This is a genomic window from Paenarthrobacter sp. CC6, assembly GCF_040560085.1.
GTDB lineage: Bacteria > Actinomycetota > Actinomycetes > Actinomycetales > Micrococcaceae > Arthrobacter > Arthrobacter nicotinovorans.
Genome location: NZ_JARDAN010000020.1, coordinates 49,371 through 62,624 on the forward strand (window position 1 = coordinate 49,371; position 13,254 = coordinate 62,624).

Here is a 13,254-nt window from a genome sequence, read left to right on the forward strand (position 1 = left end):
AAAATATGGGGGATCAGACTTTGGACGAGACCAACAAGGACTCCGGGCGCAGCAATTCCCGGCGTACAGGCATCATTGTTGTCGTGGTGGTCCTGGCCTTGGCCGCCGGGGGGTTCGGAGCCTGGTTCGCCTTTCTCCGGCCAACCGGAGTGCAGCGCGCGGACGTGGAGCGGCTGGACAAGCAACGGGGCATCGTGGATCGCTCCATGAACCTTTACGACCCCCTGCTTGAGGAGTTCACGGCACGGTACACCAACGTGGTCGCCGAGGAAGAGGGCGATCAGGAAAAAGAGCAGGTGTTCACCCGGGAAAGCGATGTGATCAAACGCGAGTCGGCCGCCAACACCGGCAGGCTCGACGCCATGGCCGCTTCTCCCGTGGCGCAGGAGCCGGAGATTGCCGAGGCGTTCCGGCGGTTCAAGGACCAATACGTAGCGGTGATCGCCTACAACGACCAACGACTCATCAATACGGCCAACATCACCCGTTCTGTGGGTGGACCGTGCGCCCCGCTCCACAGGGACCTGAACGTCAGCGGTGGCGACTATGCGCAGGCGTACGTCCAGACGGCCGATTCCTGCCTGCTGGCCTTGGCAGGTGCCAAGGACAAGGCAGATGCGGACACGGTCCAACTCCTGCAGGGGATCGAAGGCATCGTCAAAGGACAACGCGACAAGCAGCAGGAAGTCCTGGACGCGACGGATGACCTCGGACGCCTCGCCAAAAGCACCACCGCGGGAGTGGCCTTGCTCGACATCAATGATGCACTGAACAAGGTCCGCACCACGTATGAGGACGCTGTGAAGGCCAGTTCAACCAAACTCGTCGATGACGCGAATGCCGCCAACGCAGAGCTCGAACGTGTCCTGAAATCCCGGCTGGACCAGTTCAAGGCCTCCGGCCAAGAGGGGAAATAGGCCATGACCTACGAGAACCCCGGGGTCACCCCCGAACCCGCCCGCTCACGCCGCCGCCCCGTCATCCTGGTGACGTGCATTGTCCTTGCCGTGCTGGTGATCGCCGTCGGCGCCCTTGTGGCCGTCAACAACTTCGCCGGACAGCAAAAGGCCGAAAGCCTCTCCGCGTTGAAGGGAGACCGCCTCAACGCACTGGGCGACGCCAGGGGCAAGGTCCAGCCGGCAGCCAATGCGTACCTGGCCGCCTACAAGAAGGCCCGGAACGCCCCTGCCTCGCGGGACCAGGCCGTGAAGGACAGCCAAAAGGAAAAGGACGAATTCCAGCAGGCATCGAACTCCGCCCGCTCTGCCCTGCAGGAGCTGAAGTCAGGGAATGACTCCGTCGACACTCCCGTCGGCGTCGCTGTTCACCAGCTGGTCGAATCCCACGAGGAATACTTTGACTACATGGAAGGCCTGGTGGAGTCCTACCCGCAATTTGAGGGCCTCTTCCGCGATGACGACGCGGCCCGATGCAACGGCCTGTTCGTCGGCTCGAAAGCATCCACCCTCCGGGAACGCCAAACCCTGCTTGCCCAGGCTGCGGAGCCTTGCCGGAAGGCGGCAAGCGATCTGTTGCAGTCAAAGAACAATGCCTACGTGGAGTTCGCCCGGACGTTCGACAACAAGGTGGCTGAGCTGCAGGAACGCGCCGAAGTTACGGCCAAGGGCGAAGAAAACTACGCTGGGTTTGTCCGGCTCAAGGACGACCTCGTCAAAAGGGCGGATGATGCTGAGGCACGCAACGCCCCGGAGGCGGAAGTGCAGAAAATTGCCGATGACGCCAAGGCAGTTAACGCCCAAATCCGTACAAACCGCTCCGAGTTCGACTTCGCAGCCAAGCGCTACCTGGCCGGAGTGAAGGAGATGCCCTCCACAGTGGAGAATGTCTTTTCCAAAGAGGTCTCAGCCGACATCAAGCACTTCGACGCGGTGATCCCGGCCAGGGAGCAGATCCTCAAAGACACGATCGACGTCGAGTTGACCACCAAGTAGGCAGTCGTTGAGGGTCCTGCGCTTCTGTGCAGGACCCTCAACCGCTTTTTACCTGGAAAAACGCAGCGTGACTAGCTGGAACGGACGCAGCGCCAGGCTGACAGCGGAGTCGTCCTTCACCGTCACGCCAGGGGCGTCGGTGGCGCGCTCCAGCAAGTCCGTGGCAGTGGCTCGCCTGGCATCGAAGCCAGGCTTAACCAGGGCAACTGACCGCTCCCCCAGTGATTCGTAGAGCCGCACTATGACATCACCCGAACCGTCCTCAGCCAGCTTCACGGCTTCGACCACGATTGCCGGGTTGGATACGAGAACCACTGGGTCCACCGCATGTCCGCCGGTAACGAACCGCGGACGGAGATTGGTGCGGTAGCCCTCCTCCACGGCGTCGGCGATTGCGGCACCGGGCCTGATGGACAGCTCGAGCGTGTGCTCGCCCCTGTCTGCTTCCGGATCCGGGAAACGGGCCGAACGCAGCAGCGAGGTGCGGACCGTCGTCGTAGTTCCGCCGTCGTCGCGGACCGCCCTGGTGACGTCGTGTCCGTAGCTGGAAGCGTTGCTGATGGCCACGCCGTAGCCGGGTTCGGACACGTGGATCCAACGGTGCGCGCAGATCTCGAACTTCGCCGCTTCCCACGAGGTATTGGTGTGGGTAGGCCGGAAGACATGGCCGAACTGGGTCTCCGAGGCCGATCGGTCCGCCCGGACGTCCAGGGGGAAGGCGATCTTCAGCATCTTCTCCCGTTCCTGCCAGTCCACCGTAGTGGAGATCCCCAGCGACCTGGCGCCGGCGTCGAGCGTCAGGCGTTGGATGATGGATGAGCTGCCCACCGCGCGCTTAACCACGACGACGGCACCGTTGGGTGTCCGCTCCAGCTCAATTCCTTCTGCCTGGGTCAACGGAGTGACGTTGCGGCGGTAGAACTCCTCGATGTCCCAGGCGTCCCATTCATTGGGGGTGTCCCGGAACAATTCGAGCAGATTGCCGGCCTGCCCCGGAGCGATGGCTTCCCTGCCGCTGGCATGGTCCACCACGGAGGTCAGGAGGCCGTTTGCGTCCACCACAACCCGGATCAGTCCGTTATCCAGTACGAAACCATCGCCGGACTGGTCCACCTCAACCACGGAATCGTCGTGGCTGATCTTCGCGATGCCAAGAGCGGGCACGCCATGACGCTGGTGCGGAGCGGCGTTGAGCAGGAACTCCTCGGTGCCCGGCCCTGCCAACGCCTGGGCCGCGTGGGTGATGATCCGTTCAAGATCGCGGGAAATGGCCTCATAATTCCGCTCGGCATCCTGATGGACCCACGCGATGGAGCTGCCGGGAAGGATGTCATGGAATTGCTGGAGGAGAACCAGCCGCCACAGCCGCTTCAGTTCCTCGCGGGGATACTCGTATTCGTTGCCCAGCCGGACAGCGGCCGTGGTGCACCACAGCTCAGCCTCGCGAAGGAGGTGTTCGCTGCGCCGGTTGCCCTTCTTGGTCTTGGCCTGGCTCGTGTAGGTTCCTCGGTGCATCTCCAGGTACATCTCCCCCACCCAAACGGGAAGGTTGGTGTACTCGGCTTCCGCTTTGGTGAAGAAGTCCTTGGCCGTGCCCATCCGGACCTTCGGTGAGCCTTCCAGGTTCTCCGTGCGGTGTGCCGCAGCCACCATTTCGCGCGTGGGTCCGCCACCGCCGTCGCCGTATCCGAAGGGCACCAGCGACATGGTGCCGCGGCCGTGCTCACGGTAGTTGCGCTCGGCGTGCGCCAGCTCGCGGCCATGAAGCTCGGCGTTGTAGGTGTCCACCGGTGGGAAGTGGGTGAACAAGCGGGTGCCGTCAATGCCTTCCCAGGAGAAGGTGTGATGCGGCATGCGGTTGACCTTGTTCCAGGAAATCTTCTGCGTGAGGAACCACCGGGATCCCGCTTCCTTGACGATCTGCGGAATCGCGCCGGAATAGCCGAAGGAATCGGGGAGCCAGGCTTCCCGGCATTCGATGTCGAACTCCTTGAGGAAGAAGCTCTTGCCTTCCACGAACTGCCGCGCCATGGCCTCGCCGCCGGGCATATTGGTGTCCGATTCCACCCACATGCCACCCACGGGGACGAACTGGCCGGCCTTCACTTTCTCGCGGATGCGCACAAAGAGCTCGGGGAAGTATTCCTTGATCCAGGCCATCTGCTGTGCCGAGGAGCAGGAGAACACAAAGTCCGGATCTTCGTCCATGAGCGCCACCACGTTGGAGAACGTCCTGGCGCACTTGCGGATGGTTTCGCGGACAGGCCACAGCCAGGCTGAGTCGATGTGTGCATGGCCCGTCGCCAGGAGTTCGTGGGCTGAGGCATACGCGGGACGGCCCAGCACCTCCCTGAGGGCCTCACGGCCGGCTGCGGCGGTACCGGCGACGTCGTCCGGGTCCATGATGTCCAGCATGCGTTCAAGGGCGCGCAGGATCTCGTGGCGGCGGGGCAGCTCCATGGGCAGCTCATGCATCAGGCCGGTGAGCGTCCAGATGTCCTGGTTGAGTTCCCAGACGGTCTCGTTGAGCTCGGCGATGGCGATCCTGCCAAGGCGGTACCGTGGCTCGTCGCCGGAAGTGGCCTTGTCCCCGAGCGGAGTGGGGGCAAAGGACCAGCCCTGCGCCACATCCGGGTTGGCCGCCGCTTCCACATAGAAGTCAACGGATTGTCCGCCACCCAGCAGCTTCAGCGGAACGTGGTAATTCCGAGGCGATATCGCTTTGATGATGCTTCCATCGGCACGCCAGGCAGTTCCTTCGCACTGGAAACCCGGGACGTCGCTGTTGAAGCCGAGATCCACGATGATCTCCACAGCGGTGGCATCGGACATGCCCCAGTCCGGCGGAACCTCGCCCTGCAGACGCAACCACTTGGTGCTCCATGCCTTACCCCAGGGCGCCCCGGGCTCCTGCGGTGTGAACAGTTGGCGCATCGCTTCTGCGGCCGGCACCGGTTCTCCGGGTACATCCCAGCTGCTGAGTTCAAGCGGTATCGCCCTGCCGTAAATGGCCGGAAGAATGCGGTCCCGAACAAATCGGTCGAGACGCTGTTCAGTGATCCGGCGGTCGTCGTGCAATTATTTCCCCTTTGGGCGTTGGCTGGGCGGCCAGGCTTGGTGACCCGGCCCCGGCGTGCTTGGCGTGGACGGCATTTATGGTTTTCGCCGCGCTTCCAATCGATGGATAAAATCTACGGCGTTCGCGGACAATAGCCAAGTGATTGGACACTATCCCCAGGCACCCACCAGCTTTAACCTGGCTGCCCGACTATCCGGTCCCGGCCGGCGTACACGTTCAGGCTCGATCCCCGGCTGAAGCCCACCAAGGTGATGCCGGACTCCACGGCAAGTTCAGCAGCAAGGCTGGAGGGCGCGCTGACCGCGGCCAGGACGGGGATCCCGGCCATGGCCGCTTTCTGCACCAGCTCAAAAGATGCCCGCCCGGAAACCTGCAGCACGGTACCGCGCAAGGGCAGCTTGCCGGCGCGCAGTGCCCAGCCCACCACCTTGTCCACCGCATTATGCCGGCCGACATCTTCCCGGAGGCACAGCAGCTCGGTGGTGCCGTCGTCGTGAATCCGGAAGAGTCCGGCAGCGTGGACGCCGCCCGTCTTGTCAAAGACCGCCTGTGCCTCGCGGAGCCGGTCCGGAAGTGCGGCCAGCGCCGCCACGGGGATGGTGACGTCGTCCTCCTTGGGGCTGTGGCGGGAGGACTTGCGGACGGCCTCGATCGAGTCCGTGCCGCAAATGCCGCACGAACTGGACGTGTACACGTTCCTGCCCGTGTCAGGGCGCTCCACGTCAGGACGGAGCTGGGCATCCACGACGTTGAATGTCTGAACCCCGTTCTCGTCCTCCCCCGAACAAAAACGCTCGGAAATCAGCTGCGAAGGCTCCCACACAATGCCCTCCGACACCAGGAAGCCCGCCACCAGGTCAAAGTCGTCCCCCGGGGTCCGCATTGTCACCGAGAAGGACATGTCTCCAAGCCGGATTTCCAGGGGCTCCTCCACCGCCAGGACATCTTCCTTGAAACGGACGGGATGCTCCAAAGCCTTGGGCGAACCGTCCAGGACGAACTTGTGCACCTTGCGGCGTTGCGTCACGCGTCCCACGTCAGGGTCCGTTCTCCTCGTGGTTTACAAAGCGCACAGTCATGGCCTTGTAACCGGGGGTGTTTGATTCCCGGGCCACCAGCTCACGGTGCACCAGGGCATTGGCTTCCGGGAAGTACGCCGCAGCGCATCCCCTGGCGGTCGGGTAACCGATGAGCCGGAACTTGTCGGCCCGGCGCTCGGTTCCGGCGAAGGTGGAGATGACATCCACCAGATCACGGTCATTGAAACCCAGCTCCGTCAGGTCGTCCGGGTGGACCAGGACCACCCGGCGCCCATCCGAGACGCCACGGTAACGGTCATCCAGGCCATAGAACGTGGTGTTGTACTGGTCGTGGCTGCGCACGGTTTGCAGGATCAGGTGGCCTTCGGGCGCTTCAAGGTACTCCAGCGGCCGCACGGAGAACCGGCCCTTTCCGATATCCGTGGCAAAGGTGCGGGAATCACGGGGCGGGTTTGGCAGTACGAAGCCGTTCTTGGTCCGGACCCTTGCGTTGAAGTCCTCAAATCCAGGTATGACGCGCGAGATGTGGTCCCGGATCACGTCGTAATCCTCGGCCATGGCCCGCCAGTCCACGCTGTGGTCGTCACCGAAGGTGGCCTGGGCCATGCGGGCTACGATCACGGGTTCGCTGAGCAGGTGTTCGGAGACCGGTTCCAGCCTGCCTTGTGTCTTATGGATGACGGACATGGAGTCTTCCACCGAAAGGAACTGCTTGCCTTTGGGGTGCTTGTCGTCCGTGTCGGTCCGCCCCAGTGTCGGCAGGATCAGCGACGTCCGGCCATGGACAATGTGGGCGCGGTTGGGTTTGGTGGAGATGTGCACGGTGAGCCCGGCCCTCTTCAGGCCCTCCTCCAACGCCGCCGTGTCCGAGCCGGCGGCGGCAAAGTTCCCGCCCATGGAGACGAACACGTCCACGTCTCCCTTTTCCAGGGCGTGCTGTGTTTCCACGGAGTCGTAGCCGTGGTCCCGGGGCATGTGGAAGCCGAATTCCTGGTCCAGGGCAGCCAGGAAGGATTCCTTGGGTTTCTCCCAGATCCCCATGGTGCGGTCGCCCTGCACGTTGGAGTGGCCACGAACCGGACAAGCACCAGCGCCGCGCTTGCCGAAGTTGCCCTGCAGCAAGAGCAGGTTGATGATCTCGCGTAGCGTGTCCACCGAGTGCGGCTGCTGGGTCAGCCCGAGCGCCCAGCAAATGACCGTGGCCTTGGAAGCTGCCATCATCCCGGCAACCTTGGTGATCTCCGCGCGCGAGAGTCCCGTAGCCCGTTCTGTCTCAGCCCAGTCCAGCACGGAACGCGCTTCCCGGTAGGCGTCAAAGCCTTCGGTCTGGCTCTCGATAAAGGAATGGTCGACGACGGTTCCCGGGTTGCGCTTCTCTTCCTCCAGGAGCAGGTGGCCCAGGGCCTGGAACAGCGCGAGGTCGCCACCGACCTTGATCTGGAGGAACTCATCGGCAATCGTGGTGCCGCCACCGATAACGCCGTTGAGGGACTGGGGGTCCTTGAAATTCAGGAGTCCGGCCTCGGGAAGCGGGTTCACGGCCACCACTTTGCCGCCGTTGTTCTTGCAGTCCCGCAGGGCGGACAGCATCCGCGGATGGTTGGTGCCCGGGTTTTGGCCCACTACCAGCACCAGCTCCGAGTGGTGGATGTCCTCCAGCGAAACAGTGCCCTTGCCGATCCCGATGGTGGGGTTCAACGCACTGCCTGAGGACTCATGGCACATGTTGGAGCAGTCCGGCAGGTTGTTGGTGCCCAGGCTTCGTGCGAACAGCTGGTACATGAAGGCGGTCTCGTTGGCTGTCCTGCCGGAGGTGTAGAACACACACTTATCCGGGGTGGTGGCATTGATGTGTTCGCCGATCAAGGCGAAAGCATCGGTCCAGCTGATCGGCGAGTAGTGCGTGTCCCCCGGCCTGATGACGACAGGCTCGGCGATGCGGCCCTGGCTGCCCAGCCAGTACTCGGTTTTGCCCTCCAGTTCGGCAATCGGGTGTTCAGCCCAGAATCCGGCACCGACTGTACGGGTGGTGCTTTCCTCGGCGATGGCTTTGGCGCCATTCTCGCAGAACTCTGCCGGGCTCCGCCTGCCGGTGATCGATTCCGGCCACGCACAGCCGGGGCAATCGAAGCCGTCATGCTGGTTGACCCTCAGCATGGACCGGACAGTCCGGGTTACACCAGCTTGGGCATAACCGCGCTCGAGGGCGACCGTGACGGCCTTGACACCTGCTGCGGCTCGTTTGGGCGGATGGATTTGCAGGTCATCTTCATTGATGTCCTGTTCGGGAGCGTGCCTGTTCATAGGTCCATCATTGCATCTTGCATCCTGCGCTCAGGCGTCCAGTCCGCTCCAATCGACAGGACCCGCGGGAGCCTTGCGCGGGGGCCGGGCCTGCGTCTTCCGCGGTTTGTCCTCCGGCGGCTTCGGCGCGGGCAGCGGCTTCGCCCAGGGCAAAGGGAAAGCAGGGACCAGTTCCCCCAGCTGGACTCCATGGGGAGGCACAATCATGACCCCGTCAGCGCCCGCCAATCCCCGCATCATTCCCGGACCTGTGTGCTGGGCCGGCGACGCCAGGCCATAGACCAGCCTGAAGGGCATCAGACGCGTTCGCCCCGGATCAGCATCGATGGTGGTGCCGCACGGCACTTCTCCCACGTCAGCCGGGCGGGCATGCCCGAGGGCTGCAAGCAACGGCGCCCCGACAGTGAAGAGAGCCATCATCGCGGCCAAGGGGTTGCCCGGCAGCCCCACCACGAACCTTCCATCAGGAAGTTCCGCCAAAACGGCCGGGTGCCCTGGCCGCATCGCGATGCCATCGATCAGCAGGCGGCCGCCGAGTTCGGCCACGGCCCTCCGGAAGTGGTCCGTTCCGGAGCGCCCGGTCCCGCCGGTCGTGATGACGACGTCGGCCGGCGGCTCTGTTTCTGCGTCCGGTCCGCCTGGTTCCGGCTCAGTATCCTGAAGCGCGGCCATCCATTCCTCGTAGCTGTCACCCACCCGGAGTTGTTCGCCGGCGATTCCGCCCAGGAGTTCCACTACTGCACCTAATTGTGGCCCGAAAGTGTCCCTGACCTGACCCGGTTGCGGGATGCCGCGCTCCACCACTTCCGAGCCTGTCAGGAGGAAGCGGACCAAGGGCTTTCCCAGAACATCCACGTGATCCAGGCCGGCAAGGGCCGCTAGGGCAATGTGCGCGGGGTTCAGGCGTGTTCCGGCCTTGAGCAGGACGTCACCTTCGGCCGCTTCTTCTGCGGCCTTGCGGATGTGCTGGCCGTTGCGGGGCTCCCCCGGCTTGGCGGCGCCGCCAAGCGCGAGAACCGGCAGACCGTCGTCGTCGGTGGTGATGATACCGCTCTCGCTTCGCAAGACGGCCTTGGCGCCGGGCGGAATGAGTCCGCCGGTGACTATCGGGCTCGCTTGGTGGGGCGCCAGACGCTGACCGGGTTCACTGAGGATCCACGGGCCGCTGCCGTTCACTGCCCATCCATCCATCGCGGAGGAGGCGTAGTGGGGCATGTCCTGGATAGCCAGGGCATCAGAGGCCAGGGTACGGCCAAGGGCTTTTGCCAGGGGAACCGGCCCCGGGGGTATGGGCGTGGCGGCGTCGAACGCGCGCTGCCGGGCTTCCTGCCATGTGTGTGCCGCGTGGTGGCCCTCGCCGGGGGCCTCCGTCATTCGGCGTCAGTCCCGGTCTCCGAGTACTCCTTGGCGATTTTGCGGGCCAGGTCCAGGGCCGCTTTCATGGAGGCGTCATCGCTGGCCTGGCCAATACCACGGGCCATTCCCGCCGCGAAGCCTGCAATGAAGGTGGTGAGCGGCGCGGCCGGGCGAACCACCGAATGCGCGGCCACTCCTGCCACGGCCAGTACCTCGTTGATGTCTATTTCCACGCCCTCAAGCTCAAACGCCTGCAGCAATATGCGGCACCAGTCCTCGAGCGTTTCTTCCTGGCTCTTCACGTCCGCCTCCAACTCGTAGTCAATACCCAGCACCGCGGCGTCCTCCCACGTATCCACGTCGTCTGTGGACCCCGCGGGGACGTCAACGTCCAGCAGGTTCAGCCTAGCAAGCAGCTTGAACACTGAAGAGTTCGTTAACCCGGAACCCCGGACGGCCGAGGCCACCTCCCGGTCCAGAGCGGCCGTGCTGTATATGCCCAACAACGGCTGCTTCCGCCCGTCACCGGATACCGCCATGACCCCTTCCACCCCGGGGTGCCCAGCGAGCACTTCCAACAGGCGGCCGATCCCCTGCGATGCCTTGGGCATATCGCAGGCCAAAACCAGTGTCCAGGGGGATCTCATCCCGGCCGTATCAAGTGCTGACAACCCTGCGGCGATCGCCGCTGCCGGGCCCGCGAAGGCCGGCTCCTCACGCGCGAGCAGCACGGATCCGGGCAAATGCACTCCGTGCTCGCCGGGACCCACCACTACGGTGGCCGCAGCAGCCCGGGCAGCCTCCAGTGCGTGCGAAAGGAGGGTGCCGCCGTCGTACTTCAACGTGGGCTTAGGCACGCCACCGAGGCGGGTGGCCCTGCCACCCGCCAAAACAACGGCGTTGAACTCCACCCGCCCAGCGTACCCGGACGGCGGGAGCTCAGCAGAAATCGATCAGGCAGCGGATTCCGGCAGAAGGAACGGGTCCCAGTCCGGCGCAGGTTTCTCGAGTTCTTTGATCTGCCACATGGTCCCCTGGGGCACACCGGGTTTGAAACGGAGTTTCCAGCCCATTTCGGCAAGTGTGTGGTCGCTCTTGGCGTTGTTGCATTTCAAGCACGCCGCAACCAGGTTTTCCCAGGAATCCGCGCCGCCCCTGGACTTGGGGTGGACGTGGTCTATGGTGTGGGCTGTTTTCCCGCAGTAGGCGCAACGGTGACCGTCGCGGCGAAGAACCCCGCGGCGACTCACGGCAGTGATCTTGTTGTACTTGGGGCGGATGTAGCGGTTAAGGAGGATCACGGAGGGGCGTCCGAGAATCTCCTGTGGCCCGACGACAGGCTCGTCGCCTTCGGCCACTACGCTTGCTTTCCCAGTGAGCACAAGGACCAGCGCCCGGCGGAATGTTATTACCGCCAGCGGTTCATATCCAGCATTCAGAACGAGTGTGCGCATGCACGTACCTCTTCACGGCCGCACCCGTCAGGGGCACGAGGGCCGGCTGCCCTCTGCATGTACGGGCTGTGGATCGACAACACAAGGGTAAGCACTTATATGCCGTATCAACGAATTTATTTGTCGTTTCGCTCACAGTGTCGGCAAAAGTTCACGCGTGATTAAAGCAAAACACCCCGCAGGCATCTGCCTGCGGGGTGTTCCGGGAGCTGATTGTCAGCCGTTGACGCGGATGAAGACCGGGCCGGAGCCGACGTTGACGCTGAACAGTGCCGTGGTGGATCCGTTCCATCCACCGTGGACTGCCATGCCGTTGCCGACGTACACAGCAATGTGTGCCTGTCCGGCCAAACCGCCGTTGGCGTAGTAGGCGAGGTCCCCGGGCTGCGCTTCTGCTGCACTCACGGTGCGGCCCAGCGAAAGGTAACCGGCGGGCCAGTCGTGGAAGTGGATTCCCACTGCTGCCAGGGAGTTGGTGACCAGCATGGTGCAGTCCTGCGTGACACCGAGCTGGGCGTACGCGGCGGCAGCAATTGCCGCGCCGAGTCCGCTGGACGCAGCCGGAGCAGCCGGTGCAGGGGTGGCAGTGCTGACGGCCACTGAGGCGTTCGTGGCCGGAGCCGCGGTGGCGGTGGACTTGGTCGATGCCTTGGCCTCAACCTTTGCCGGGGTCTCTTCAACCACGGGAGCCGGAGCTTCCACGGTGGTGACCACGGGACGCTCGTAAGAGATGGCAACCGTGGAGTCCGCAGCGATGGTGGCCTGGGCAACAGACTGGACATCGAGGGCGGAGGTCGACGTCGATTCGCGGTCGACATTCGTCTCAGCAGCATTGGCAGCGATACCGCTGGTCAGCACCAAGCCTGAAGCTGCGGCGATGACTGCTGCCTGGCGGCCGACGCCACCGGCGTTGACGGTGACGGCCTTTGCGATGACGGCAAGCGAGCTGGTCTTGGGGGCCTCAGCGCGGTGCCGTGCAACTTTGTGTGCACTGGTCATTGTTTTCTCTTTCGTATCCGCAGGCAGTTGGGGTACCTGTGGGTAGTGGGTCAGCTGGCAGGGGTACGTCAGCCGGCCCCGAATCGGGTTGTTTCTAGCGGAGGGTGAAGAACGAAGATGTGCCGGTGGAGGCCACGGAGTGCAGCAGGGTTCCCTGGCCCGGGTTCAAAGCACTGATCATCATGCCGTTGCCGACGTAGATGCCTACGTGCGCACCGCCGTTCTGCATGACCAGGTCACCGGGCTGGGGTGCGCTGGTGGGCTTCATGGCCGTCCAGGCGTTGACGCGGGGGATGCTGATGCCGGCCTGGGCGTAGACCCACTGGGTGAAGCCGGAGCAGTCCCAGCCGCTCGGAGTAGTGCCGCCCCATACGTAAGGCGAGCCGATTCCTGTGTAGGCAATCGCTGCGAGCCCGGATGCTGCCGCGCTGGAGGCGGACTCCTTGGCTTCGGAGGACTGGGCAGTGACTGCAGTGGCTTCATCCGCCGTGCGCTCTGTGACCAGGGCCGCACGCTGGACAACCTTGGGGGCTTCCTTGGTGGCCACGACGGGGCTCTCGAAGGAGACGGTGGCTGTTGGCTCTGCAGTGACCACTGCGGTGGCAGCCAGCTGCTGGGTGCTGGAGACTTCCGAGGTGGAGACGTCGGTGTCAGCGGCGTGAGCCGGCAACCCGACAGTAAGGACGAGGCCTGAGGCTGCTGCCAGCACGGCGGCCTGGCGGCCAACGGTACCGGCGTTCGAGGAAACAGCCTTCGAAAGAGTGTTCAACGGGTTCGAACGAACCGATTCAGCGCGATGGCGCGCAGGGGTAGTGCGTGATGACACGTAGGTAGCCTCTCCCAATGCCTGCGAGGTGAGCTGTCGGATTCGGATGGGAGTCATCCGGCCGCGCTGCTTCACTGGGAAACTTTGCGACTTAACCCCAAGGCCTTCATTCGAAGACCAGAAGTGGTTCCCCCGCCCCTGCCAGACGATTTTGCGAACGGACCTCGAGTGGTGGCAGAGCTAGGCAATCCACTCAAGTGCACCGGCCCCCTAAAAAGCCGATGCGCTCTGAAGGTTATAACAA

Annotated in this window: 10 protein-coding genes and 1 riboswitch; of the genes, 2 read left to right on the forward strand and 8 right to left on the reverse strand. The window is 63.8% G+C overall.

Annotated features, from left to right (window positions below; genetic code table 11):
• Window positions 1-5: 5 nt before the first annotated feature.
• The gene (locus PV760_RS17765; protein WP_354628360.1) at window positions 6-917 is read left to right on the forward strand and encodes a hypothetical protein; all 912 of its coding nucleotides are present in this window, start codon (window positions 6-8) and stop codon (window positions 915-917) included.
• Window positions 918-920: 3 nt separating this feature from the next.
• Window positions 921-1,952, forward strand: coding sequence for a hypothetical protein (locus tag PV760_RS17770; RefSeq protein WP_354628361.1), 1,032 nt, complete (start codon window positions 921-923; stop codon window positions 1,950-1,952).
• A 48-nt stretch (window positions 1,953-2,000) separates the two neighbouring features.
• Here the strand turns inward: PV760_RS17770 and PV760_RS17775 are convergent, their stop codons facing one another.
• From PV760_RS17775 to PV760_RS17810, 8 genes are all read right to left on the reverse strand, one after another.
• Window positions 2,001-5,030 (reverse strand): alpha-mannosidase, encoded by a 3,030-nt coding sequence (locus PV760_RS17775; RefSeq protein WP_354628362.1) that lies wholly within the window; start codon window positions 5,028-5,030, stop codon window positions 2,001-2,003.
• A 173-nt stretch (window positions 5,031-5,203) separates the two neighbouring features.
• The gene (gene fdhD, locus PV760_RS17780; protein WP_354628363.1) at window positions 5,204-6,067 is read right to left on the reverse strand and encodes a formate dehydrogenase accessory sulfurtransferase FdhD; all 864 of its coding nucleotides are present in this window, start codon (window positions 6,065-6,067) and stop codon (window positions 5,204-5,206) included.
• 1 nt (window position 6,068) lies between these two features.
• The gene (locus PV760_RS17785) at window positions 6,069-8,375 is read right to left on the reverse strand and encodes an FdhF/YdeP family oxidoreductase (RefSeq protein ID WP_354628364.1); all 2,307 of its coding nucleotides are present in this window, start codon (window positions 8,373-8,375) and stop codon (window positions 6,069-6,071) included.
• Between the two features lie 30 nt (window positions 8,376-8,405).
• Window positions 8,406-9,749, reverse strand: a complete 1,344-nt coding sequence (locus PV760_RS17790; protein WP_018779578.1) for a molybdopterin molybdotransferase MoeA — start codon at window positions 9,747-9,749, stop codon at window positions 8,406-8,408.
• Complete coding sequence (locus PV760_RS17795; protein ID WP_018779577.1) at window positions 9,746-10,642, reverse strand: NTP transferase domain-containing protein; 897 nt, start codon at window positions 10,640-10,642, stop codon at window positions 9,746-9,748. The genes PV760_RS17790 and PV760_RS17795 overlap by 4 nt, the downstream gene beginning before the upstream one ends.
• A gap of 42 nt (window positions 10,643-10,684) precedes the next feature.
• Entirely contained in the window at window positions 10,685-11,185 is a 501-nt protein-coding gene (locus tag PV760_RS17800) for an HNH endonuclease (RefSeq protein ID WP_039240018.1), read from the reverse strand.
• 216 nt (window positions 11,186-11,401) lie between these two features.
• Window positions 11,402-12,184 (reverse strand): NlpC/P60 family protein, encoded by a 783-nt coding sequence (locus PV760_RS17805; RefSeq protein ID WP_354628365.1) that lies wholly within the window; start codon window positions 12,182-12,184, stop codon window positions 11,402-11,404.
• 94 nt (window positions 12,185-12,278) lie between these two features.
• Window positions 12,279-12,953 (reverse strand): C40 family peptidase, encoded by a 675-nt coding sequence (locus tag PV760_RS17810; RefSeq protein WP_035734251.1) that lies wholly within the window; start codon window positions 12,951-12,953, stop codon window positions 12,279-12,281.
• A gap of 61 nt (window positions 12,954-13,014) precedes the next feature.
• A riboswitch (cyclic di-AMP (ydaO/yuaA leader) is annotated at window positions 13,015-13,176 on the reverse strand.
• Window positions 13,177-13,254 lie beyond the last annotated feature (78 nt).